Genomic DNA, 25,896 nt, shown 5'->3' with positions numbered 1-25,896 from the left:
AAAAAGAAAGAAATTGGGCTTTTTTCGATTATAATAAGAGGTATCAATAACTTAAAATGAAAAGGAAGAACATGAATATTTTACTTTATCAACCAGAAATTCCTCAAAATACCGGAAATATTGCCAGAACCTGTGCATTGACAGAGACGAATCTGCATCTGATCAAACCCCTGGGTTTTTCATTGGATGAAAAACATTTGAAGCGGGCTGGCCTGGATTATTGGGAACTTGTCAATGTGAACGTCTACGACTCCTTTGATCAATTTCTGCAAAAAAATCCCGAGGCCAATTTGTATATTCTGACCACTAAAGCCACTAAATTTTATCATCAAATTGAGTATGATAAAAATGCTTTTCTGATGTTTGGAAAAGAAACCGCCGGGATTCCCGCCGAAATCCATGAAGCGTATCACGATAACCGCTTTCGCATCCCGATGAGAAATCATGAAAAGGCCCGATCGTTGAACCTGTCAAATGCAGTCAATATTGTTTTATACGAGGCGCTGCGACAGCATGATTTTGCAGGTTTGATTTAGAATGTTATTTTCATGAAAATTTCATGAAAATAGCTGAAAATTACATTACTTTACCATAACAGTATGTTATAATTAATTCAATCGAGATCAGGATGGTACACAATGGATCAAACAGGAAGAAAAGAAAAATTCTGGAAAACAAAGTTTTGGAAAAAATACTCGAACTATTTGTTCTTTGTTTTTCTAATCAGTGCAACAGCAATTGTTATCTTAACACAAGTTGATCCGGAAACCTTTTTAAGAACAATTAGACAAGCCAATGTTTATTGCCTCATTTTGGGGATTGGTTGCGTTTTCATCTATTGGGTCTTGGAAGCTTATATGCTGCTGAAATTAATGCGACGGGATAATCCCGATGAGTGTTTTCATTTTGCTTGGACTGTAACCATGGTTGGCCAGTATTATAATCTGATCACACCGAGTGCCACCGGGGGTCAACCCCTGCAGCTCTATGAAATGTCAAAAAAAAATTATGGAATCGGTTCTGGAACAGCGGTGCTGGTACAAAAATATGCGCTGTATCAGGTAACGGTTACCTTTCTGGCTATCATTGCCACCATTTTTAGCATTACAGCGCTGCACCAGAGTTTGGATGCCGCAAAATGGCTGATTGCCATTGGCTTAATCGTAAACATTGCCGGAGTCGTGCTGATCTTTATTTTGGCCTTTAATGCGAATGCCGCCAAAGCAATTATGCTCGGTTGTGTGCGTATTTTGCTGATGCTTCACATCTTAAAAAACGCCGAAAAATATTTTGAGAAAGTCAATCACTTTATTAAGGAATACCAGATTGCCATTGAAGCTTTAAAAAGCCATAAACTGCAGACCTTAAAATTATTTGCTGTCTCAATCATGCAGATCCTGGTATTTTATTCAGTCAACTATTGGGTGTATCGATCATTGGGTTTGAATGAAACCAATGCACTGACGATTATTTCCCTGCAAGCGATTCTTTATGTGGCGGTGGCCTTTGTGCCGACACCAGGTGCCGCCGGTGGGGCAGAAGCGGGGTTTTTATTACTGTTTGGGCCCATTTACGGACCCGGCAATACGGCAGTAGCGATGATTCTCTGGCGTCTGATCACCTTTTATTTTATCATTCTATTTGGCGGAATCTATCTTTCAATTCATTCCATCAGAGTGGGAAAAGAAAAGGCAAAGCAAATTGAAGAAGAATGTGAAGATCAAGTTGATAATCTATAGAAAAATTAAACAACAAGGAGATTTCAGTGAAAAAAATTGGAGTTTTGCAGATTATCGATCATGTAGCTGAAATGTGTATTGAAGCCAATACATTTTTATCAGATGATATGATGGAGGGACTGCGTCGGGCAAAGCAATCAGAAGAATCTGAAAATGGCAAAGAGATTCTAGAAACCATGCTCAGTAATTTTGAAGTCGCAAAAAATAAAAATATCCCCATTTGTCAGGATACTGGCATGGTGGTGATGTTTGTCACGTTCGGTCAGGATCTGATCATTGAAGGTGGCAGTCTTGAAGATGCCCTCCAGGCTGGTGTTGCCAAAGGTTATGAAGAAGGCTATCTGCGAAAATCCGTAGTTGGTGACCCTTTTATCCGAGCCAATACCGGCAATAACACACCGGCGGTGATCCATTATCAGGTCGTGCCCGGAGATGGCTTAAAAATAAAGATTTTACCCAAGGGCTTTGGCAGCGAAAATACCAGTGCGCTGAAGATGCTTAAACCGGCAGATGGGATGGCTGGGGTTAAAGAATTTGTGCTCCAGACCGTGGAGACGGGCAGTCCTAATGCCTGCGCACCGATTGTGGTTGGGGTGGGCATTGGCGGTACCATGGAAAAAGCGGCAATCATGGCCAAAGAGGCTTTGAGCCGGCCATTGGGGGAACACAATCCGTTGGAACATATCGAAGCGCTCGAAGAATATCTGTTAGAGGCCAGCAACGCATTGGGAATTGGACCAATGGGACTTGGGGGAATCAACACAGTCCTGGGTGTTAACGTGGAAGTATTTCCGACCCATATCGCTGGTCTGCCGGTGGCGGTTAATATCACCTGTTATGTTAATCGACATGTGGAAAGGGAATTATAAAATGGCTGTTATTGAGATTAAAACACCTTTAACTAAAAAAGACCGAAAAAAATTAAAAGCTGGCGATCATGTGCGGATTTCTGGGATCATTTATACAGCCCGGGATGCAGCTCACAAGCGGATGATTGAAGCGCTGGAAAAGGGCTTGCCCTTACCGATGGATTTTACTGATGAAATTATATATTATGTCGGACCCTGTCCGGCGAAACCCGGTGAAATAATTGGCTCAGCCGGACCCACCACCAGTGGCCGGATGGATACGTATACCCCGGAACTGCTGGATCGCGGACTGGCCGGTATGATTGGCAAAGGCAATCGAAGTGAACGGGTCATCAACAGCATGGTGAGTAATGATGCGGTTTATTTTGCCTGTGTCGGCGGGGCTGGGGCCTTATTGCAGGACTGTATTAAATCGGTTGAAATCATTGCTTATGAGGATCTGGGAACGGAAGCAATTCGAAGAATTGAAGTCAAGGATTTTCCGGCAATTGTCGTGATCGATACCAAAGGTACCAATTTATACGAAACAGAAAGAAAAAAATTCACAAATAAGCTATGGATTTAGTGGGAGGAAACATGAAAAAAGCACAAATGGTTATTGAAACATCGTTAAGAGCGGGTGGCACCGACCCGATCTTCAGAATTGCCGGAGAAGCGGCAAACCGTACGAAAGAATTGGGACCGGAAGCCGTGATTAATTCAACCATCGGAGCGTTAATGGACGATGATGGCGAATTGGTAACATTCAAGTCAGTGTATGACACCTTAAAAGGCCTGCCGAATCATCTGATAGCCGATTATTCCGGGTTAGCCGGGCAGCCTGATTTTTTAGAAAAGATCACGGAAGCTTGTTTTAAAGACTGTAAACCAGAAGGACATATTCGGGCGGTGGCAACCCCAGGAGGAACCGGGGCAGTACGTCATTCGTTCTGTAATTATACCCAACTGGGCGATACGATCTTACTGACTGACTGGTATTGGGCCGCTTATGCGACCATTGCCGATGAAAATCACCGCAAAGTCACAACCTTCCCACTTTATAATGAAGCGGGTGGATTCAATTTAGAAGGCTGGAAAAAAAGCATTCTGGAGCTACTGGAAAAACAGCAGCGGGTTTTAACGGTTCTTAACACACCAGCCCATAATCCCACCGGCTATACCATTTCTCTGGAGGAATGGCAAGCGATCAAGACCTTTGTCACCGAAACTGCCGCCGCTCAACCGGCGTCAAAGATCATTCTGCTGGTGGATCTGGCTTACATTGATTTTGCCGGAGAAGGGGATGAGGCCCGTCAGTTTATGAAAATGCTGACCGGGATGCCGCATAATGTTTTGACCCTTTATGCTTTCAGTTGTTCTAAGGGATATACCATGTATGGATTACGAAATGGAGCCATTCTCTGTGTGGCACCCACTGAAGAAATTGCCGATGAATTTGCCAATGCCTGCACCTATTCCAACCGCGGTAACTGGTCAAACGGTACCCGGGGTGCGATGGAAACCATCACCAAGATTTTTGGCGATGACGAATTATATAATCAGGCAATGGCTGAGCAAAGCTTCTATAAAAGCATTTTAAGACGTCGGGCCGCTGCTTTTGTGGAGGAAGCAAAAAAAATCGATCTGGAAATGGTGACCTATTGTGATGGTTTCTTTATCAGTATTCCCTGTGACAAATCTCAGGAAGTTAGCAGTCGTTTAATGGAAAAAAATACCTTTGTTGTGGCATTGGGAAAAGGTCTTCGTTTCGCTCCCTGTGCCGTATCGGAAGAGAAATGTCGTCGCTCACCTCAGCTGATTTTGGACGCCATCAAAGAGGTGGAAGGTCGTTAACAATTGGCATTATTGAATGGGTGATGGTAAATGAGTATCGAACGAATAGTTGCTTTGGGTGCAGTTAGTACAAACTATTTCTAAACGTGTAGGTAAACAGGGAAGAAATTACATCGTGCGAAACTGGACTCAGAATTAGTAGCAGTTTTGCAATCACCTAGTTGTTGTAAATTTGAAAGGAAAAGAGATGAGAGTAAAAATCGTTGATGTTGCCAGAGAAGCAAACGTTTCTGTTGCAACAGTATCCCGAGTTGTTAATAATATTCCGTTAGTAAACGAAGAAACCAAAGAGCGGGTGTTAGAAGCCATTAAGAAAACCGGCTATAAGCCGAATGCCATCGCCAGAAGTCTGAAGATTCAGAAAACAAATACCATGGGGATTATGATACCGGATATCACAAACCCCTATTATACCGAAATTGTTCGAGGCGCTGAAGATGTTTGTGGTATCTATCATTATAACATCATTTTGAGTAATACTGACTTTGATCCTGAAAAAGAAAAAAAATCCCTCAACGTATTGGTCGAAAAACAGTGCGATGGGATTATCTATGTTGGTAAAGACCTTAGTGATGAAATGCAGTCTGAATTGATTGATGCTCCCAGCGAGGTCGTTTTAGGTTGTATTCCCGATGACAGCGGGGTACTCAGTGGGGTTTTGATTAATAATGAAACAGCCGCCTATGAGTTGGCTAATGAGCTGATAAAAATGGGTCACAAAAAATTCATGCTGTTTTTTGATGAATTGGAAGAAGGCTATATTTATCAGGAACGAAAAAAGGGTTTTATTAAAGCTTTTGAAGAAAACAACATCGAATTTGATGACAGTCGCATTTTAAGAGAAAAACTGAGTCTTTCCGGTGGTTACACGATGATGCAGGAAGCCATTAATTCTGGGATTGATTTCACCTGTGTTTTCTGTTTTAATGACCAGACAGCGCTGGGGGCGATTCGCTGTGCTGAAGAAATGGGCAAAAAAATTCCTGAAGACATCAGCATCTGTGGCTTTAATAATTTCTGGATTGCCGAATGGACCAGACCGCAGATTACCACAGTAGCTCAGCCGATGTATGATATTGGAGCGATCGCCATGCGGATGCTAATCAAACTTTGCGAAAAAGATGGTGATCGAACGGTAAAAAATGTTTATGTACCGCATGAGGTTCATATCCGTGGTTCAGTTGCTGAGATTAAATAATAGCCGGAGTCTTTATGAAATACATCGATTGGAAAGAAACCGACCCGCAAAAAAATCTGGCGTTTGAAGAATATGTATTTAATCAAATGGACAAAGACGAGAGTTATTTTCTGTTGTGGCAGAATGATAATGCCGTGATTGTTGGAAAACACCAGAATACCATTGAGGAAATTAATCAGGAATATATCAAAGAAAATGATATCAAGGTTGTTCGTCGTCTTTCCGGGGGTGGGGCAGTTTACCATGATTTAGGAAACCTCAACTTCACCTTTATTGTTAATGAAACGGGGCAGGAACAGTTTGACTTTCAGACCTTTACCCGACCACTGGTGGAAGCCCTTAAAACGCTGGGGGTCAATGCGGAATTCAACAGCCGGAATGATCTTGCTATCGATGGAAAGAAATTTTCCGGTAACTCCCAGTATGCTAAACGGGGGCGGATTCTCCACCATGGTACGATCCTGTTCAATTCAAATTTGGCTACCATTCAGAGTGCTTTGAAAGTAAAGACGGATAAGATAGAATCTAAGGGGATTAAATCAGTTAAAAGTCGGGTCACCAACATTGTTGATTACCTGGATGAAGACTATACCCTGGAAGATTTTAAAGCAGCCTTGCTAAAAGCGATGTTTGAAAACGACAATTTGGAAATGATCACTCTTTTAGAAGAAGAAATCCAGGCGATTGAACAGTTGAAAACAGAAAAATATGCAACATGGGATTGGAATTATGGAAAATCGCCCCGGTATAATTTGCGAAAAGAAAGAAAATGTGACTTTGGTCTGATTACAGTTTTGCTTCAAGTTGAAAAAGGTGAAATAAAAGAGATTCACTTTTATGGTGATTATTTTGGCAATGGGGACATTCAGGAACTGGAAACGCTGCTGACTGGGGTTAAACCAACCGAGGAAGCGTTGTCAGAGGTCCTCAAAGAAGTAACGTTGACTGATTATATTAATGGACTGGATGGAAAAACTTTAATTGACTTAATATTATATTAGATGCAGCATTAGGCATTGGAATAGCTGTTCAGCGTGATTGAGTTAGATCATACTGCGTTGATCAGTTTTTTCTATTGAGCCTGAAGAAAGGAAGTTCATTGGAATCAAATATTACACGGCTAAATTATCATGGCAAAGAATTGATTTTGATTGGGACGGCTCATGTTTCAAAAAACAGTGTTGATGAGGTTCGGGAAACCATAAAAAACGAACAGCCAGATTCCGTCTGTATCGAATTGGATCAACAGCGCTATGAAGCCATCAACCAAAAGGACAAATGGTCCAATACGGATCTGGTTCAGATTATCAAAAGCAAACGTGCGGGTTTTATGTTTGTCAATATTCTGCTGTCCAACTACCAGCGTAAGTTGGCTGAACAATTCGGAATTGAATCCGGCCAGGAAATGATGGAAGGAATCATTTGTGCAAAAGAGTATGGAGCAAATCTGGTGCTGGCTGATCGCAGCATCCAGATTACCTTTAACCGAATCTGGCGGGGATGCAGTTTGTGGGAAAAAGTCAAGGTGCTGTTCTCGATTATTCTCAGTGTGGTGGATGATGAAGAAATTACTGAGGAAGATCTGGAAAACCTGAAGTCGGATGATATGCTGACGGCTGCCCTTTCGGAAATGGGTTCAGCCTTTAAAGGTGTCAAAAAATATCTGGTTGACGAGCGGGACCAGTATTTAGCCTACAAAATCAAGAATGCTCCGGGCAATAAGGTTGTGGCCGTGCTGGGCGCGGCTCATGTGCCGGGGATCAAAGAAGAAATTTTTAAAGATCAGAATATTGCCGAGCTGGAGGTGGTTCCACCAAAGTCCAATGTTGGTAAGGTGATCGGCTGGATGATTCCGATTATTCTGCTGGCCCTGATTGTGGTAACCTTTATTGTCAATCCCAGCTCAGGATGGGAACAAGCCAAAACCTGGATTCTTTGGACCGGTCTACTGGCAGCCCTGGGTACGTTACTGGCGGGCGGCCATATTCTTTCGGTACTGACAGCTTTTGTAGCGGCACCAATTACGACCCTTCATCCCTTGCTGGCAGCAGGATGGTTTGCTGGCATGACCGAAGCGCACTTCCGTAAGCCCAAGGTGGAAGATTTTGAATCGTTGCCTAAAGACTTAGGCAGTATCAAAGGCCTCTGGCGCAATAAGGTGACCAAGGTACTGATGGTCGTGGTCTTTGCCAATCTGGGAAGCAGCATTGGCACCTGGCTGGGTGGGCTTAACATAGTTGGGATTTTTATTAATACCTTTTCTTGAGAAGTGAATAATGCTTCCCACAGGACGTTTAAATATGCATGAGGGCGTAAAAAAACTTGTTAATGTTTACAAAATAATATATAATTAACACCATTAGGAATTTAGAAAGGAGAAACAATGAAAAGAAAATTATTAGGTTTATCACTGGTTGTTTTATTGTTATCGGCATTAATGCTGACAGGTTGCTCTTCAGGAGGATCAAAAACATCTGAAGATGCGTTAGCTGATGGCGTGTTAAGTATCGGTGTAGATGATACCTATCTGCCAATGGAATTCAGAGATGATCAAAACGAACTGGTCGGTTTTGATATTGACTTTGCAAATGCGTTAGCTGAAGAATTGGGAGTCAAAGCGGAATTCCAGACAGTAGCATGGGATGGTATTTTCAACGGTTTAAATGCCAAACAATACGATGCCATCATTTCCAGCACCAGTATTACACCAGAACGTCTTCAAGGTTTCAGTATGTCGGATCCTTATGTTGCCAACGGGATTGTAATTGTTTCACGAAAAGATGCAACTCCGGTTAAAACATTTAAAGAACTTGAAGGAAAAACCCTGGGAGCTCAGATTGAAACTACCGCTGATATCGCAGCTGAAAAATTAAAAGTTGAAGAAGGCGTCAATGTTGAAATTAAAAAATTTGATGGAATGCTGGATGCTTTCGCAGCGCTGCAAGGTAAACAAATTGACAACGTCATCACCGATGTCGGGGTTGCAATGTACTATGTAGCTCAGAATCCAGATCTCTATGTTGTCAGTTCAGATGTCCTTACCAATGAACCGATTGGAATTACATCCCGTCTCGCTGACACAGCGACAACCGAAAAGTATAACGAAGCCATTAAAGCTTTACAGAAAAGTGGCAAAATGTCAGAAATTTCGATGAAGTGGTTTGGTCAGGATATGACAAAAGATATCGATACTGAACTGGTAGTCATCGAGTAGTGTTATTAATAATTGAATAAATAAATGGAATAGGACTTGGTACAGTTGCTGTGACAAGTCCTGTTCATATGTTTACAGACAGCAGCGTGCTGGTAAAGGTCTTAAACTTGGCCAGTCTGTATGTGTCAATATACACCTGAGCAAATTTTCGTGAGGGTTGTAGACAAAGTAATTAGGGAGTTAATGTCTTTTTCTGTGATGCATAATTTGAAGCGTCATCCACGGTGAAAAAGGCTTTGTCTGCAGTCTGACATGGATCACTGTTCAAATTTTTTATGACGAAGGGAAGATCAACGTGTTAACTGAAATCCAATTATGGGCAATTTTTAATGGAACCATTGTAACGCTTCAAATCGCGATTGTAGCAATTGTTTTTGGTGCGGTTTTTGGCGTAGTTGTTGCTCTGGGGAGACTCTCAAAAAATAAGGTGGCCAATGCGCTATCTTGGTTCTATATCTGGTTTTTTAGAGGTACTCCATTATTGCTCCAATTATTCATGATTTTTTATGCCATCCCGATTATTTATCTGGATGCAACCGGTATTACATTTGAAATTAATCCGATGATAGCTGCGTTTGTAGCATTCTCATTAAACGCCACAGCTTATCTGGCTGAAATCATTCGGGCAGCCATTGAATCCATTGATGGTGGGCAAATGGAGGCAGCTAAAGCCCTGGGGATGAGTTATCGTCAGGCGATGACAAAGATTATTATTCCTCAAACCTACAAACGATTGGTTGCTCCACTCGGTAATGAGCTGATTATGCTGTTAAAAGATACGTCACTGGTATCAACCATCGCATTATTTGATTTATTGAGAACCACCAAAACAATGGCAAGTGCGACTGGGTCATGGATTTACTACATTTATGCCGCCGCCATCTATCTATTCTTAACAACAATTATTCAGGTTGTGTTTGATAAGATGGAAAAGAAACTGGGAATTTACGAAAGATAGGGAATTGAACATGAGTATGGTAAAATTAGTGAACGTGCGAAAATCTTTTGGCGATTTGGAAGTGCTCAAGGGCGTTAATCTTGAGGTTCAACAAGGCGAGGTTGTCTGCATAATCGGTGCCAGCGGCTCAGGGAAAAGCACCATGTTACGTTGCCTTAATCACCTGGAACGGATATCTGATGGCGAAATATATATAGAAGATGTCCTGTCAGATAAACGGGCGAATAATAAAGATCAGATAAAGATTGACCCGGTAACTGTACAATCTTTGTGTACCGATTTAGGGATGGTTTTTCAAAATTTCAACCTGTTTCCGCATTTGACGGTGTTGGACAATGTAACCATTGCGCCTCTGATCGTCAAAAAAGAAGATAAAAAAGTGGCTGAGACCCGAGCCCTGGATTTATTGAGCATGGTAGGTCTTTCTCAGAAGAAAGATGAGTACCCATCCCGTTTATCTGGTGGGCAGCAGCAGCGGGTTGCTATTGCGAGAGCTTTGGCGATGGATCCCAAAATTATGATGTTTGATGAACCAACGTCAGCGCTGGATCCTGAACTGGTTGGTGAAGTTTTGGCAACCATGCGGCAATTGGCCGAAAAAGGGATGACAATGCTGATTGTTACCCATGAAATTGGGTTTGCCCGTGAAGTAGCTGACCGGGTAATTTTCATGGATGGTGGGGTCATCTGCGAAGAAGGCACCCCAGAAGAAGTACTACTTAATCCTAAAGAAGAGCGAACAAAAAGCTTTCTTAATAAAATATTATAAACAAATCAAAAAATTGTCGTTTCGACAATTTTTTTTTATTTGCTTTACATTACATGTCATGATACAATCATCACATGCAAACTTTTGGAGGGATCAAAATGTTACTGGCAAATTATCATGTTCATTCAGATTATTGCGATGGTAAAAATACCCTTGAAGAAATGGTTAACGCTGGAATAGCGGCGGGACTTACAAGCATGGGTCTGTCCAGCCATTTTCCACTGCCTTTTGCAAATGACTGGACAATGAAGGAAGAAAATGTCGAAGCGTATCTTAATGATATTAAAGATCTGAAAACAAGGTATGCATCACGAATTGAACTTTACTGCGGCATGGAAATTGACTTCTTTATCGATCGTCAGGATATCAGTGATCTGGCCAAGCAGGTAATGCCTCAGCTGGACTATACGATTATGTCGATTCATGCCATGGGAAAAACCACCGGTGGTGCGGTCTCCTATATTGATGAATCCCCACAGGATTTTGAGAATGGCCTAAAAAAGTACTATCAGGGTGACACCCGAAAGTTTATTAAGGATTACTACCAGAGTATTGAAATCATGGTAAAAACATTTCAACCGGAGATTCTGGGACACATTGATTTAATCAAGAAATATAATCAGAATAATTATTTTTTTGATGAAAAAGAGGACTGGTATCAGCAAACAGTATGCGTTTGTCTGAATGGCATCGCAGAAGCATCGTGCCGAATGGAAATTAACACCGGCGCAAATATGCGGACACCTGGTGTGGGACGCTACCCTTCTGATTGGATGATACCGGAGATGAGAAAACGAAATATTCCGATCACAGTTGGTGGCGACAGCCATTCAGTTGAGGGAATTGTCTATGAATATAACCAGGCAGAAAAATATTTAGCAGAATGTGGCTATCGTGAATATTGGGTACTGAAAAAAGGCCGATGGGAAGCACAGCCTCTGGGAGTGTAGTATGGATAAGCTTGAACGCAATAAAATCCTGTACATTCTCATCGTGCTTGTTTTTTTGGGCGTTTTTTGGGGTTGGTATCATTTTAAAGAAAGTCGTGACGCAGCAATCAGCATTTCCGATGCCACAGTACTCGAAAATGGCGCAGACGAAAACAGCCAGTCAGATCAGGCGCAAATGATGGTTCATATTACCGGTGCAGTTAATCAGCCCGGGGTAGTGTCGTTAAATCAGGGAGCCCGGCTAATTGAAGCCATTGAATTGGTTGGTGGTTTAACAGAGACAGCTGATGTGGATTCGCTGAATCTGGCCAGAAAAATCCAGGATGAAGAGAAAATTCATATTCCTGTTATTGGTGAGGTATCAGCAACAACGGTATCCAGTGAAAATGATAAAATAAATATCAATACTGCCAGTCTGGAAGAATTAAAGAGCTTGCCCGGCGTTGGGGATGTGATTGCTCAGGGGATCATAGATTACCGGGAAAAGCATGGCGGATTCAAACAATTGGAAGAATTAAAGAATGTTAACCGAATAGGTGATAAAGTTTATGATGGCTTATCTGAATCAATTGTGATATGAAAATGGTTACATGCAAACATAATAATAAAAAATTCTTATTAAAGGTCAAATAATTATTTTATATGTTTACAATATGAAGATATGTGTTATACTTAATAAAACGGTTAAAGGGGTTGGAAATGGAGTTATCAAATCGACAGAAAGAAATAATCGAAATTGTCAAGGAAAAGCAACCCGTTAAAAGCAATGAGATTTCGGAGTTGCTTAATATCAACCGGGCGACGATTCGGCCGGATCTTAAAATACTTACCATGATGGGTATTCTAGAAGCAAAACGAAAGGTTGGCTATTATTATACGGGGCGATCATTGCTGCATATTTTAGGGAGCTATATAAAAACCATTAACGTCATGGACATTCAAACTGAGCCAACAGTGGTTGAGGAAACCTCATCGATCTATGATGGCATTATTACAATGTTTACAAAAAATGCCGGAACCTTATATGTGGTTGACGGAAAATACCTTTCTGGGATTGTCTCCCGTAAAGATTTTATTAAAGCTATGATTGGAAGAAAAGAGGTAGAGTCGCTGCCGATTCCAATGATCATGACTCGAATGCCCAATATTATTTATCTGGAACCAACGGAATCTGTCTATGATGCCGCTTATAAAACAATGTTTTATGAGGTGGAATCGCTGCCCATTGTCACAAAAGAAATTGATGAAAAAGGTGTTCAGCGGTTAGTACTGATTGGTAAGGTGTCACGAACAAATATTACCCGCTATGTGGTGAACATGGGGAAAAGTGTTGAAGAATGAGGTTATAACGTGAAGAGCATTGTAATTTTCGTTGTTTCCGATACGCCGACCGAAATTGGTGAACTGCTGGTAAAAGCAGGTACAAGCGTATTTGAAAACTCCATCCGGGAAGTGCGGTTTCATCCCTTTGTTGATGATAAACTGAGTATTGATTACCTATTGGATTTGGCCAAACAGGAAAATGGGTTGGTGGTGTACCGATTTGCTTCAATCGAATTAAAGCATCACATGGAAACCGAATCCCGAACAAAGGGGGTACCCATCTACGATGTGATGGGCTCGCTGATGGAGACCTTGAGAAGCATCACCGGTGAAGAACCGGTCAGGAATCTGAAATCCAGCCTGGAGCTGGATGCTCACTACATGAAAAAAATCGAAGCCATCGAATTTGCAGTGAAATATGATGATGGCAAAAACACCTCTGGTCTGGATCAGGCGGATATTATTCTGATTGGCGTTTCAAGAACTTCGAAAACTCCGATCAGTATTTATTTGGCCAACAATAATTACAAGGTGGCCAATATTCCACTCATGCCAGAAGTTGAACCGCCAAAGGAATTGTTTGAAATACCAAAACATAAAATATTTGGACTGATTCTGGATCCGAACCATTTGGTCAGTATCCGATCAGAAAGAATCAGAGCCATGGGGCTCACCGGAACATCAAATTATGGAAGTTACGAAAGAGTGATGTTGGAGTTAGAAAAAGCACAACAGCTTTTCGATAAATTGGAGTGTACAGTCATTGACGTCACATCAAAAGCAATTGAAGAAATTGCAGCGATCATACTTGCAAATATAATCAGGAGGTAGAGGAAATGTCAAAAAAATGGGTTTATTTGTTTAAAGAAGGTAATGCAAACATGAAGGAACTGCTGGGAGGGAAGGGTGCCAACCTTGCGGAAATGACAAACATCGGTTTACCAGTTCCCGGGGGCTTTACCGTAACCACCGAGGCCTGCACTGAATATTATAACCAGGATAAAAAGCTTTCTGACGAAATTGTCGGTCAGATCAATGACTACATGAGTATTCTGGAAAAAGAATGTGAAAAAGAATTTGGTAATACGGATAATCCACTGCTGGTTTCCGTTCGTTCAGGAGCCAAGTTTTCAATGCCTGGGATGATGGATACCATCTTGAATCTCGGCCTTAATGATGAAACCGTGGCTGGTATTGCCAAAGCAACGGATAATGAACGGTTTGCTTTTGATAGCTACCGTCGTTTTATTCAAATGTTTGGTGATGTGGTTCAGGAAATCGGTAAAGAAAAATTTGACCATGTATTGGAAACGGCCAAAGAAAAAAATGGTTATAAAGATGATACCGAACTAACCGCCGATGATCTCAAAGAAATCGTTGTGGCGTATAAAAAAATTGTTAGAGACGAAACCGGTGAAGATTTCCCGCTTGATCCGAAAGAGCAGTTATTGATGGCGATTGAAGCAGTATTCAGATCATGGAATAACAATCGAGCCATCAGCTACCGAAACATGAATGACATCCCCCACGATATTGGTACTGCTGTCAATGTTCAGTCGATGGTTTATGGAAACATGGGTAACGATTGCGGAACGGGTGTTGCCTTTACCCGAAATCCGGCGACTGGCCAGAAAAAACTGTTTGGTGAATTCCTGATTAATGCTCAGGGTGAAGACGTGGTGGCAGGAATTCGAACTCCTAAAGACATTAATGAATTACAGGATATTATGCCGGAAGTTTTCAAACAATTCCATGAAACGGCTGAATTACTGGAAAAGCATTATAAAGATATGCAGGATATTGAGTTTACCATTGAAAAAAGCAAGCTCTTCATGTTGCAAACCCGAACGGGAAAGCGAACTGCTGCAGCGGCTATCCGTGCCGCAGTGGAAATGGTCGAAGAAGGTTTGATCACCAAAGAGGAAGCTGTTTTGCGACTGGATCCGATTGCTCTGGATCAGTTGTTGCACCCAACCTTTGAAACAGCTGCACTGTCAGCAGCCGAACTACTAGCAACTGGTCTACCAGCTTCACCAGGAGCTGCTACCGGTAAAATATATTTTACGGCCGAAGCGGTTTGTACTGCTGTTGCCAATGGTGAAGAAACCTTGTTGGTTCGAAAAGAGACATCACCGGAGGATATTGAAGGTATGTATGCTGCCAATGGGATTTTAACCGCTCGTGGCGGCATGACCTCTCATGCGGCAGTTGTTGCTCGTGGGATGGGAAAATGCTGTGTAGCTGGATGCGAATCCATCAAGGTGGATGAAGCTACCAAACAATTCACGGTTGGAAATCAGGTGTTTAAAGAAGGCGATTATATCTCACTAGACGGAAGCACCGGTAGTGTTTATAAGGGTGGCATCAAAACTGTTACCCCGGAATTATCCGGACATTTTGGCCAGATCATGGCCTGGTCGGATGAATTCCGTACGATGAAAGTCCGAACCAATGCTGATACTCCCAAAGACGCCTCCGTTGCGGTTCGTTTTGGCGCAGAGGGAATCGGCCTCTGTCGTACGGAGCACATGTTCTTTGATGAACATCGACTACCCAGCGTTCGACGGATGATTCTCTCCGAATCAAAAGAACAGCGGGAAAAAGCCCTTGCAGAAATTCTGCCAATGCAAAAAGAAGATTTTATTGGCATCTATAAAGCTATGGAAGGTCGACCGGTGACGGTACGTCTGCTTGATCCACCGCTGCACGAATTCCTTCCTAAAGAAACCAAAGACATTGAAGCCTTGGCGGCCGATATGGGCTTTGCCGTGGACGATATGATTACCATTATTCAGGGCTTGGAAGAATTCAACCCGATGCTGGGTCACCGTGGATGTCGTCTGGCGATTACCTATCCCGAAATTGCTGAAATGCAAACTCGGGCGATAATGGAAGCGGCCATTGAAGTCAAAGAAAAAGATGGCTTTAACGTGATTCCCGAAATCATGATTCCTTTAATTGGAATTAACGAAGAATTAACCTATCTGGAAAAAATTGTCAGAAGCACAGCGGAACTCATTAAAACCGAGAAAAATTCAGATATCGAATATCTGGTGGGAACGATGATGGAAATCCCCCGGGCCACTTTGATCGCTGATCAGATTGCCGAAACTGCGGAATTCTTCTCTTTTGGAACCAATGACCTGACTCAAATGACCTATGGTTTCTCTCGGGATGATGCCGGTAAGTTTATTACCGATTACAAAGACAAAGGGATTCTGCCCAATGATCCCTTCCAAAGTATCGATGTCGAAGGCGTTGGCAAGCTGGTCGAAATGGGTGTGACCCTGGGCCGTAAAACCAAGCCAGACCTGAAAATCGGCGTTTGTGGCGAACACGGTGGTGATCCCAAATCGATTTTCTTCTTCCACGGTGTTGGACTGAGCTATGTTTCCTGCTCACCATTCCGGGTACCAATCGCCCGTCTGGCTGCAGCTCAGGCAGCATTAAGTAATGATAAAAGTGCCTTTACGGATAAATAAACGATTAAGAAACCCTTCGGGGTTTCTTTTTTTTTGAAAAAGTTCTATAATTAAAGAAAATACAGATTAAAGAATAGAAAAGAAATAGAGGAATAATATGAAAGTTTTAGTATGTGGCGGGGCCGGGTATATTGGATCACATGTGGTCAGGGTGCTGGTGGAGCGAGGGTATCAGGTAGTGGTACTGGATAACTTCTCAACCGGGCATCCGAGAGCGGTACCGAAAGAGGCAGTGATTGAAGAAGGCGATATCCGGGATCGGGTCTTTATCAAGCAGGTCTTTCAGGCTCATCCAATTGACTGTGTGATGCATTTTTGCGCCAACTCACTGGTGGGCGAGTCGATGGTAGAGCCGCTCAAATATTATCATAATAATGTTTATGGTACCCTCTGTTTACTGGAAACCATGGTGGAACATGCGGTCAAGCGGTTCGTTTTTTCATCAACGTCAGCGGTTTATGGTGAACCGGAGCAGAGCCCGATTACTGAGAACAGCAGCAAAAAACCCACCAATACCTATGGTGAGACAAAACTGGCAGTCGAAAAAATGCTGCCATGGCTGGATCAGGCGTATGGTTTAAAATCGATGACTTTCCGTTATTTTAATGCGGCTGGCGCTCATCCCAGCGGGGAGATTGGTGAAGACCACAACCCCGAAACCCATTTATTGCCGCTGATCTTAAAAACAGCTTTGGGCCAGCGGGATAAAATCAGCATTTTCGGTGAAGACTATCCAACCCCCGATGGTAGCTGTATTCGCGATTATATTCACGTTATGGATATCGCTGCCGCTCATATTTTAGGGATGGAAAAACTGCTGGTTGGTGGCGGAAGTGATGTTTATAATTTAGGTGATGGTAAAGGGTTTTCCGTCAAAGAAGTGATTGCCAGAACCAGGGCCATCACCGGTAAAGACTTTGTCGTGGAGATTGCGGACAGACGAGCCGGCGATCCTGCTGAGCTGATTGCGTCATCGCAAAAGGCTCAGCAGGAGTTGGGCTGGAAACCAGTGCATTCTGATTTGGACACGATTATAAAAACAGCCTGGAAATGGCATCAAAACCATCCCCAGGGCTATGGTGAATGAAGCGTCGTTAAAAAAACAGAACGCTTAAAAATTTGCTACTCGTCTTTGGTGGCATCATAGAACTGGAAGCCTCCCGAGAGATTATAAACATTTTTAAAGTTGTGGTTTATTAAGATGTTCTGGGTTGCATTACCGGTGACACCCTTATTACAATAAGTAATTACTGGATGGTTTTGATTAAGCAGTGTCAGTTTGCTGCGCAGATCCTGATGGGGAATGTTCTGTGCGTGTGGCAGATGACCAGCAGTATAGTGTTCAGGTATTCGCGTATCAACGATTTGATATGTTTCCCCATTATTCAGTTTTTTTTTAGGTCTGCGGGGGTGATCAGTTTTCGCCCATTGTTTAGTGCATTATCCAGAATCATCCCGGTATAATGGATTGGATCCTTGGTAGTGGAAAATGGTGGAGCATAGCCAAGATCCAGATCAAAGAATTCAGCCACGGAAGCATTATAGGTAATCAGGGTGACAAAAACATCCAGGCGTTTGTCAACGCCATCGTAGCCAATGATCTGAACACCTAAAAGTTTTTGGGTGGATCGATCAGCGATAGCCTTGATCAGCATTTCCCGACCGCCATAATAACCGGGCTTGTCGGGCTTGATGTTATGGATAACCTCGATATCATAACCTTCCTTACGGGCTTCTGTTTCGGACAAACCGGTGCTGCCGACACTGACATCAAAGACCTTGAAAATACCGGTGCTTAAGTTACCCGGATAGGTCACATTGCCGCCAGTGATATTATCGCCGCAGATTCGCCCGGTTTTATTGGCAGTTGAACCAAGGGGACGGTAGTGAGGCTTTTTGGTGACCGATGACCAGGTTTCAATGCAGTCGCCACAGGCATAAATATCGGTATCAATGGTCATCATCCGTTCATCAACCCGTAGGGCTCCAGTAGTACCCAGTAGTAAGCCAGCTTCCCGGGCCAGGGTAACATTGGGTTTGACCCCGGTGGCGATAATAATCATCTCGCCAGGAACAAGGCTGCCATCTTCCAGAATCACGCCCCGAGGGGTTGCTTCAATCACATTGGCGTTTTTCAGGATGGGAATATCTTTTTGCATGAGCAGTTTTTCCAGATACAGCGACATATCCGCATCAAGGTTAGGAGTCAGTTTACCGGCCCGTTCCACCATGGTCACCTGAATGCCGCAGGCCATCAGATTTTCCATCACCTCAAAACCGATAAAGCCGGTACCCACCACCACCGCTGTCTGGGGCTTATGGCTGTTCATAAAGGCTTTGATTTGCAGGGCATTTTGAACATTGCGCAGGAAAAAAACATTGTCCAGATCGATGCCTTTAATCGGGGGAACAAATACCTGGGCACCAGTGCTGATAATCAGCTTATCGTAGGAATCTTCAAAAATAACCCCAGTTTCGAGATTTTTGACCACCAACGACTTGTTGGCAATGTTTATTTTTAAAACGTCATGGCGAATCTGTACATCAATATTATATTTGGATTTAAAAAATTCGGGTGTTCGCGGGGTCAATTCTTTAATCGAATGGACTTTCCCTCCGATAAAGTAGGGCAAGCCACAACCGGAATATGATATGTCATGGTCTTTTTCATAGATAATAATTTCGGCCGAGTCATCATTTCGTCGGGCTTTAGCTGCCGCCGAGGTGCCACCGGCAACTGCTCCAATGACTATTATTTTCATGATTATCTCCTTTATTTTAAATCAGTGCTTCGCCAAAATAGTAAAAAATTTCCTGTTTAAAATCGTATTAGCTTCATTATAATCAAACAATGATGCAAAAGCAATGACCATTTGAGGCATTCAGTGGTAAATAACAGTAACAAAGCCATGTGGATGGGTAAATTATAGTTGTGCCGATGACAGTAAAAATTTACCCCATGAAATCAGTTTCAAGAAATGGGAAAAGTGTTAAAATAATACAGTTGAGAAAATGTAATTATCTGAAGTGATCGGGATTACATTCCGGGTCTATTTTGGTATAATGAAAACGTACTAAAACTTTGAAAAAGAAGATGAGGAGAAATAATGTTAAAACTCGAGAACATTTCATTTGAAGTCGAAAATGAAAAAGAAATTTTAAAAGATGTTAATTTAACCATCGAAAAAGGTAAGTTTATTGCCATCACTGGACCAAATGGCGGGGGGAAATCAACGCTGGCCCGAATTATTTCCGGCGTATTAAAACCCACCAAAGGTAAAATTACTTTTTACGGCGAAGATATAACCAATTTGTCGATCACGGAACGGGCCCAAAGAGGGATCAGCTTTGGCTTTCAACAGCCGGTGCGCTTTAAAGGAATCACCGTTCATGATTTGATCAACATTGCCAAGGGTGAGGAGCTATCGGTGATGGATGCCAGTCATTATCTGTCAGAGGTTGGTCTTTGCGCCAAGGATTATATCCATCGGGAGCTCAATGATGGCTTATCCGGTGGGGAAATCAAACGAATTGAAATTGCTACCGTCATTGCCCGAAATACTAAGCTGTCAATTTTTGATGAGCCAGAAGCCGGTATCGATTTATGGAGCTTTAATCACCTGATTGATATTTTTCTGAAAATGCATCAGAGTCAGGAAAACTCAATTGTTATCATCTCTCATCAGGAGCGGATTTTAGATGTCGCCGATGAAATCATCGCCATGGTTGATGGTGCCATTGTCAAGCGTGGTGTTAAAGAAAGTGTGCTACCGGAGCTCTTGCATTGTGAAGATCCCAAAAACTGTTTAAACTGTCATGATATATTGGAGGCATAAGGAATGAACGACATTGCAAAAAAATTATTAAAAGAAGTCAGCGGCTTGGATGAAATGCCCAAAGGGGCTTATAATATCCGTGAAAACAGCAAAAGTGTAGCCCGACAGTCCAGCGAAAATATAGAGATTGTCAGTAAAGAAGATAAATCCGGCATCGATATTATTGTCAAGCCTGACACCAAATCTGAAAACGTCTTTATCCCGGCGTTGGTATCCTGTAGTGGCGTTCATGACCTGGTTTATAATGATTTCTTTATTGGCGAAAACGCTGATATCACCATTATTGCCGGCTGTGGCGTCAGTACTGGGGATAGTTGTGATGGCTCAGAGCATAACGGGATTCATCGGTTCTTTTTGGGAAAAAATTCGAAAGTCCGCTATGTTGAAAAACACATTGGTGAAGGAACCGGTACGGGAAAACGGGTCATTGATCCGGTCACTGAGGTGATTCAGGAAGAAGGCAGTTACATGGAAATGGAAACAACCCAGATCAAAGGCGTTGATTCCACCCGACGTTTTACCACCGCTAAGCTTAAAGATGGCGCCAAGCTGGTGATTAAAGAAAAACTGATGACCCATGGCGAACAATTTGCCGAATCCAAGTTTGAAGTGGACATGGATGGCGAAGATTCCAGCGTTAATCTGATTTCCCGATCCGTCGCCCGGGATTATTCCCGACAGACCTTTATTTCAAAAATTAATGGCAACACCCGCTGCATGGGTCATTCCGAATGCGATGCAATCATCATGGATCATGGTGTTGTCAGTGCGATTCCGGAAATTACTGCCAACAGTCTGGATGCCACTCTGATTCATGAGGCGGCGATTGGCAAAATTGCTGGTGATCAGATGATTAAGCTGATGACTTTGGGCTTAACCGAAGGGGAAGCCGAAGCGAAAATTATTGATGGTTTTTTAAATTAACTTAAACTGATAGAGTGAACCTCTGATTGATGGCGTCGGAGGTTCTTTTTTAGCTGGGCTGAAGCATGCTGAATATCACTGCATCAATCGGGTAAGAAGTCATGTAATTATTGAATTTTGTTGATTGTGATCAGCTGAGAAGAAAAGGTGATCAAAAGAGAATTACACATTTACCTGGCGGTAAATTAGGGCTAAACCAGGTTTTACTGGATACATGGATTTTACTACCTGCCAAGAATGGCATGTTTAATTATTAAGAGGAAATGTAGCATGAAGAAAGAGCCAGACGTCAACACCCTTCACTCAGAAGTGCATCTACAGCAAAACACTCCAAAAATTCGATCTTGGCTTAAGTATTTTACTAAGCCATCGACCCTGGGAGTACTTGTTTTATGTGGTTTGCTTTTCGTGGTTTTATTTTTGCCGCCGGTTATTGGAATGGGTGATGACGGCAGCACCGCGGGGATTATAACGGGGTGTGATCTTTATAATCTGGAAGAACTGACCCCGAAAGAAGCAATGGCCTATTTTCAAAAAAATTGGGGCATCATGGAATATTACAACGACTCTGACAATGGCCAGATTACTTCACAGACACCTTTTCTCAATGCTGCCAGAAATCTGGATCGGGCCTATACCTGGGATGGGCTGTTTGATATGCGTTTTTATGGTGCCGTGATCTCGATTTTTTATTTGATTGCGATGTATTTTTTGTTCGAAACGGTTACCTATGGCAAACGGGCCCGGTGGTCCTATGTCATTGTTGGGTTGGGAGTAATCATCTTTGGCGATACTGCCTACACCGCCTGGATTAATTCATTTTATCCCCAAGCCCTCAGTTTTTTTCTGGTGATGATTCTGGGAACGTCGCTGATTCTGATGGGTCAGAAAAAACTGAATGATTATCTCTTAATCGGGTGCTTTTTTTTGAGTGGATTGTTGCTTTGTCTCTTGAATCAGCAATATGCTCTATTGGGATTACTTTTGGGAATTCTGGGGATCAGTTTAAAATACGTCAGTGCCAAAAAATATTACATTCGGATCTGTGTTGTTGGTGGCAGCCTTTTAATGCTGTGTTCACTGGCAGCATTTTTTATAATGCCCAATGGACTGACGAATCTAAGTGCCTACCACAGTATGACTCGGGGGGTACTGATGACGGCTGAAAACCCAGAGCAGGCCCTGAAAGAATTTTCAATCAATCCCCAATATGCGGTACTTACTGGTACCTCATATTATCAGGCGATCGCTCCGGAAACCATGGACAGTCTGGAAATGAAAAATGCTTTTTTCAGTAAGGTAAACCCAACCGGTGTAGCCATTTATTATCTGGCCAATCCTGGTCAATTATATGAAATGCTTAATCGTTCGGTGGACAGCAGTTTTAATATTCGGCCATCCTGGCTGGGAAATTACGAAATAACTCAGGGGTATCCCCCTGGCACCCAAACCAGTTTTTTTACCCTCTGGAGTTTTGTTAAAGCCAATTATCTACCAGGAAATTTCGGTTTCATTATCATTTGGATGGGAGTGATCATTGGTGTTTATGTCCGTTTCTTTCGCAAAGGTATCATTGAAAAAAATGAGCGGAATACGCTCCGCTTTGTGGGCCTGATGACCTGGCTCTTTATCGGACTCTGGGAATTATACGTGGCAATTATCACCTCGGGAGATGTAGATACATTGGGACATTTATTCATATTTTCTCTAACCTTTGATCTGATTTCATTTATTATTTTGGGTAAATTCATTCATTGGATTGAAAAGCAACTACGTAAGGTTGATTGGGCAGCCCGAAAACAGGCGTTTTTAAACCGTAACACGAATAAGCAAAAACAACGGGAACAGCGGGGGTATCGATTATGAAACGGTGCATCATGATTTTTATTTCCCTGATCTTAGTGATCGTACAAATGCCGATGATCACGACGACCGCGATTGTTAACCAGGACACCAGCGTCAACAATCCTCAGGATGTGCTGGTGGTTTATGATCAGTTGGCGGTGGACACGGTTTACCACAATAATCTCAGTGCGGTGGAAACCCTGTTAAGTGCCTTATCGCAAACGGCCGAAATCGTGTCAATGGATGACTATCGTGGCGGGCAGTTGTTGGCTTATCAAAAAGTGATTGTTTTAAAAAATACCCAAAACACCATCAATAACTCAGCACTTATCGCGGACTGTCAGAACTATTCCAAAGCAATGGTTTATATTGGTTTTGCAGCACCGGAATTGGTTCCTGAACTGGTGGGTTTTCCCGTCAATCGTCAGCTGGGCCAAACCGTTTCGGTGAACCTCAATGGCCTGGCTATGAACAGTATCTGGGTCGATGAGTTGCGTGTAGTTGAGACCGCACCGGATTCTGACGAAGTCACCATCGGAGTTGGAGCAGCAAACTATCCGTTTGCAAAAACCATCGGGCAACTCACCTATGTGCCCACCTTTATCGGCAATCCGGAGTTTACCCTGGGGTTGGGAGAACTACTGAAAGACTGGTTTGGACGCATTAACTCAGCCCATATGACCCTGTTAATCCCGGATATCTATCCTTTTTCGGATCTGAACATGGTGATTGAAACCGCAGATGCCTTTTATGCCAATGGCATTCCTTTTACCCTAGGAGTCGTGCCCATCGACGAAAACATGGATTATCCGGCAATGGCCCGATTTTATCAGGTGCTCCGCTATGTGCAGTCAAGAAATGGAACCATTCTGATTCACCGCCCCAGTCCGGCTACAGTGTCTGACAGCAGCACGGTGCTATCGGAAAAAATGTATGCGGTCATCGCGAAGATGGTGGAAAATGGGGTGTATCCCTTGGGATTGGTAACGGATGAAAGTTTGTTTTTTGATGCGGTCGATGCGGTTAATCCCCTTGGTTTATTTTCATCAGGGATAATTCTGCCGGATGTCAGCACTGCTGCGCCGGGGCCAAAAACAAGCTGGGCTCTGAGCTCAGTCAGCTTGGGAGTGACACTTGAAACCGTAAAAAGTAGCAGCAGTCGGAGTCGTAATTTTGGTAACTACCCCATCAATACCACCATTGTCTTGGCACTGCCTGAAAATGAGGAGGCGCTGACTGCGCAACTGGATATTCTCAATCAAAAATGGCTTTCGCTGACGAACTATCAACAGCTGGATAATCAGTGGACCATTGGACAAAATAACGTCGTCAGCAGCCCGTCAGGGATTCGGGTTAATGGTCTGCCAGTTTCGCTGGTGTATGACGAGGAGCCCATCAGTGATGCATATGCTTACCAGAAGCCGCCGGAATACAGCCTGGAAAAAATATTTACCGCTGGCAACGCCTTTTTGCTGACCGTAGTGGGGATGATTATTGTCGTTTTTATCATCATTGTGGTTTTCAGCCGTCGGGTCTATCTCAATAAATTCCGAAAAGTGGTGGATCAGGAGCAAAATAATCAGTCGGTAAAAGAAAAAGATATAAAGGAGGATAACACCCCATGAATGTATTTGATTATCTAATGGTGATTAATATCGTTTTAATCTGGAGTCTCCTGTTTGTCAATATTGTCCTGATTGTGGCCGGATATGTTTATTATCTCAAGGTGGAGAATCAAAAACCACCTGAACTATCCGGAGAGTATCCCTTTGTATCTATTATGGTTCCGGCCCATAATGAAGGGGTCGTGATTGTCAAAACGGTGGCAGCACTGTTGGCCTTCGATTATCCAGAGGATCGTTACGAGATTATTGTAATCAATGACAACTCATCCGATAACAGTGATGAGCTACTTAAAGAAATTCAGGACGAGAATCCAGGTCGCAACCTGGTTGTCATTAATACCGATAATATTACCGGAGGTAAGGGCAAATCCAATGCTCTGAACATCGGGTATCAGCAGGCAAAAGGCGAATTTATCGCTATTTATGATGCCGACAATACCCCGGAGCACAAGGCCCTGAGATATCTTGCAGCAGAATTACAGGCCGATGATTCGCTGGGTGCTGTCATTGGAAAATTCCGCACCCGGAATAAGGAGGTCAATCTGCTGACCCGCTTTATCAATATCGAAACCTTGTCATTTCAGTGGATGGCTCAAGCCGGGCGGTGGCAGTTGATGAAGCTGTGTACCATTCCGGGGACCAATTTTATTCTGCGCCGAACCATTATCGAGGCCATCGGCGGATGGGACGAAAAGGCAGTGGCAGAAGACACCGAAATCAGCTTTCGGATCTATTTAATGGGCTATAAAATCAAATTCCAGCCCAAGGCGGTGACCTGGGAACAGGAGCCCCAAACCCTGGGGGTCTGGTTTAGACAGCGAACCCGCTGGGTCAAGGGCAATGTTTATGTGCTAATTAAAAATATCGGCTATCTGGTTGATAAGGAGGCCAGGAAAATCCGCTTTGATATTTTTTATTTCTTATCCACTTATTTTTTACTGCTGACTGCGCTGGTGGTGTCGGATATTATCTTTTTTATGAATATGGCCGGGCTGGTTTCCACTTCCATCCAGGGATTTAGCAACCTGCTCTGGTTTACTGCCTTCGTGATGTTTGTTTTGGGGGTGTTTATTGCCCTGACCACGGAGAAGGGGGAGATGACAGTTTCTAATTTCTTTATCATCGCCTTGATGTATATTACCTATTGCCAGATGTGGATCATTGTAACGGTGTATGGAGTTTTTCAGTATTTAAAAGACCGGATTAAAAAGCAGGACAGCAAATGGTATAAAACCGAGCGTTTTCAGGGCTGAAATACCATTCAATGGATAAGAAATTGCGAAAGTACCATGAGTTTTGGATCCCGTTTCGCACGAAACAATTATTACTCT

Annotated in this window: 24 protein-coding genes; 22 read left to right on the top strand and 2 right to left on the bottom strand. The window is 42.9% G+C overall.

All coding sequences use genetic code 11. The features are described 5' to 3' along the window. Positions 1–71: 71 nt before the first annotated feature. The 17 genes from trmL to galE all read left to right on the top strand — a co-directional run bounded on the left by trmL (position 72) and on the right by galE (position 17,422). Positions 72–536 (top strand): tRNA (uridine(34)/cytosine(34)/5-carboxymethylaminomethyluridine(34)-2'-O)-methyltransferase TrmL, encoded by a 465-nt coding sequence (trmL, locus tag Q7P33_RS05390; protein ID WP_303868157.1) that lies wholly within the window; start codon positions 72–74, stop codon positions 534–536. A 102-nt stretch (positions 537–638) separates the two neighbouring features. Next, positions 639–1,739 (top strand): lysylphosphatidylglycerol synthase transmembrane domain-containing protein, encoded by a 1,101-nt coding sequence (locus Q7P33_RS05385; RefSeq protein ID WP_303868155.1) that lies wholly within the window; start codon positions 639–641, stop codon positions 1,737–1,739. A 26-nt stretch (positions 1,740–1,765) separates the two neighbouring features. Further along, positions 1,766–2,608, top strand: a complete 843-nt coding sequence (locus Q7P33_RS05380) for a fumarate hydratase (protein WP_303868153.1) — start codon at positions 1,766–1,768, stop codon at positions 2,606–2,608. Between the two features lies 1 nt (position 2,609). Beyond that, positions 2,610–3,173 carry a Fe-S-containing hydro-lyase gene (locus Q7P33_RS05375; RefSeq protein ID WP_303868151.1) on the top strand — a complete coding sequence of 188 codons (564 nt, stop codon included), beginning with the start codon at positions 2,610–2,612 and terminating at the stop codon, positions 3,171–3,173. A gap of 11 nt (positions 3,174–3,184) precedes the next feature. Beyond that, on the top strand, positions 3,185–4,441 hold the full coding sequence (locus Q7P33_RS05370; protein WP_303868149.1) for a pyridoxal phosphate-dependent aminotransferase: 1,257 nt from the start codon (positions 3,185–3,187) through the stop codon (positions 4,439–4,441). Between the two features lie 187 nt (positions 4,442–4,628). Further along, positions 4,629–5,639, top strand: a complete 1,011-nt coding sequence (locus tag Q7P33_RS05365; RefSeq protein WP_303868147.1) for a LacI family DNA-binding transcriptional regulator — start codon at positions 4,629–4,631, stop codon at positions 5,637–5,639. Between the two features lie 14 nt (positions 5,640–5,653). Then, the gene (locus tag Q7P33_RS05360) at positions 5,654–6,640 is read left to right on the top strand and encodes a lipoate--protein ligase (RefSeq protein ID WP_303868144.1); all 987 of its coding nucleotides are present in this window, start codon (positions 5,654–5,656) and stop codon (positions 6,638–6,640) included. 98 nt (positions 6,641–6,738) lie between these two features. After that, positions 6,739–7,905, top strand: a complete 1,167-nt coding sequence (locus Q7P33_RS05355; RefSeq protein WP_303868142.1) for a TraB/GumN family protein — start codon at positions 6,739–6,741, stop codon at positions 7,903–7,905. Between the two features lie 117 nt (positions 7,906–8,022). After that, complete coding sequence (locus Q7P33_RS05350) at positions 8,023–8,853, top strand: transporter substrate-binding domain-containing protein (RefSeq protein WP_303868139.1); 831 nt, start codon at positions 8,023–8,025, stop codon at positions 8,851–8,853. Positions 8,854–9,148: 295 nt separating this feature from the next. Then, positions 9,149–9,811 (top strand): amino acid ABC transporter permease, encoded by a 663-nt coding sequence (locus Q7P33_RS05345; RefSeq protein WP_303868136.1) that lies wholly within the window; start codon positions 9,149–9,151, stop codon positions 9,809–9,811. Between the two features lie 10 nt (positions 9,812–9,821). Then, positions 9,822–10,580 carry an amino acid ABC transporter ATP-binding protein gene (locus Q7P33_RS05340; RefSeq protein ID WP_303868135.1) on the top strand — a complete coding sequence of 253 codons (759 nt, stop codon included), beginning with the start codon at positions 9,822–9,824 and terminating at the stop codon, positions 10,578–10,580. A gap of 98 nt (positions 10,581–10,678) precedes the next feature. Continuing rightward, the gene (gene hisJ, locus Q7P33_RS05335; RefSeq protein WP_303868132.1) at positions 10,679–11,530 is read left to right on the top strand and encodes a histidinol-phosphatase HisJ; all 852 of its coding nucleotides are present in this window, start codon (positions 10,679–10,681) and stop codon (positions 11,528–11,530) included. Between the two features lies 1 nt (position 11,531). After that, positions 11,532–12,110, top strand: coding sequence for a helix-hairpin-helix domain-containing protein (locus Q7P33_RS05330; RefSeq protein WP_303868130.1), 579 nt, complete (start codon positions 11,532–11,534; stop codon positions 12,108–12,110). 119 nt (positions 12,111–12,229) lie between these two features. Continuing rightward, positions 12,230–12,871, top strand: a complete 642-nt coding sequence (locus Q7P33_RS05325) for a helix-turn-helix transcriptional regulator (RefSeq protein WP_084633531.1) — start codon at positions 12,230–12,232, stop codon at positions 12,869–12,871. A gap of 9 nt (positions 12,872–12,880) precedes the next feature. Continuing rightward, the gene (locus Q7P33_RS05320) at positions 12,881–13,684 is read left to right on the top strand and encodes a pyruvate, water dikinase regulatory protein (protein WP_303868125.1); all 804 of its coding nucleotides are present in this window, start codon (positions 12,881–12,883) and stop codon (positions 13,682–13,684) included. 5 nt (positions 13,685–13,689) lie between these two features. After that, entirely contained in the window at positions 13,690–16,335 is a 2,646-nt protein-coding gene (gene ppdK / locus Q7P33_RS05315) for a pyruvate, phosphate dikinase (protein ID WP_303868123.1), read from the top strand. 97 nt (positions 16,336–16,432) lie between these two features. Next, a complete protein-coding gene (gene galE / locus Q7P33_RS05310; RefSeq protein WP_303868121.1) occupies positions 16,433–17,422 on the top strand; it encodes a UDP-glucose 4-epimerase GalE in 990 nt (329 codons plus the stop codon). Between the two features lie 35 nt (positions 17,423–17,457). Here the strand turns inward: galE and Q7P33_RS18025 are convergent, their stop codons facing one another. Both Q7P33_RS18025 and Q7P33_RS05305 read right to left on the bottom strand, forming a co-directional pair. Beyond that, positions 17,458–17,685: a rhodanese-like domain-containing protein gene (locus tag Q7P33_RS18025; RefSeq protein ID WP_369693288.1), complete on the bottom strand. Its 228-nt coding sequence runs from the start codon at positions 17,683–17,685 to the stop codon at positions 17,458–17,460. Positions 17,686–17,720: 35 nt separating this feature from the next. Further along, a complete protein-coding gene (locus Q7P33_RS05305) occupies positions 17,721–19,097 on the bottom strand; it encodes an FAD-dependent oxidoreductase (protein ID WP_369693285.1) in 1,377 nt (458 codons plus the stop codon). Between the two features lie 345 nt (positions 19,098–19,442). Here Q7P33_RS05305 and Q7P33_RS05300 point away from each other — a divergent pair, with 345 nt between their 5' ends. The 5 genes from Q7P33_RS05300 (at position 19,443) to Q7P33_RS05280 (ending at position 25,818) form a co-directional block, all read left to right on the top strand. Then, positions 19,443–20,171, top strand: coding sequence for an ABC transporter ATP-binding protein (locus Q7P33_RS05300; protein WP_303868118.1), 729 nt, complete (start codon positions 19,443–19,445; stop codon positions 20,169–20,171). Between the two features lie 3 nt (positions 20,172–20,174). After that, complete coding sequence (locus Q7P33_RS05295; protein WP_026394397.1) at positions 20,175–21,095, top strand: SufD family Fe-S cluster assembly protein; 921 nt, start codon at positions 20,175–20,177, stop codon at positions 21,093–21,095. Between the two features lie 270 nt (positions 21,096–21,365). Continuing rightward, the gene (locus tag Q7P33_RS05290) at positions 21,366–22,961 is read left to right on the top strand and encodes a hypothetical protein (protein ID WP_303868111.1); all 1,596 of its coding nucleotides are present in this window, start codon (positions 21,366–21,368) and stop codon (positions 22,959–22,961) included. Next, complete coding sequence (locus Q7P33_RS05285) at positions 22,958–24,565, top strand: DUF2334 domain-containing protein (RefSeq protein ID WP_303868108.1); 1,608 nt, start codon at positions 22,958–22,960, stop codon at positions 24,563–24,565. Before Q7P33_RS05290 ends, Q7P33_RS05285 begins: the two co-directional genes overlap by 4 nt. Then, on the top strand, positions 24,562–25,818 hold the full coding sequence (locus Q7P33_RS05280) for a glycosyltransferase (RefSeq protein WP_303868105.1): 1,257 nt from the start codon (positions 24,562–24,564) through the stop codon (positions 25,816–25,818). The genes Q7P33_RS05285 and Q7P33_RS05280 overlap by 4 nt, the downstream gene beginning before the upstream one ends. Positions 25,819–25,896 lie beyond the last annotated feature (78 nt).

The organism is Acetobacterium wieringae, from assembly GCF_026646375.1.
Lineage (GTDB): Bacteria > Bacillota > Clostridia > Eubacteriales > Eubacteriaceae > Acetobacterium > Acetobacterium wieringae_A.
This window is presented reverse-complemented; position numbering and strand designations above follow the sequence as displayed.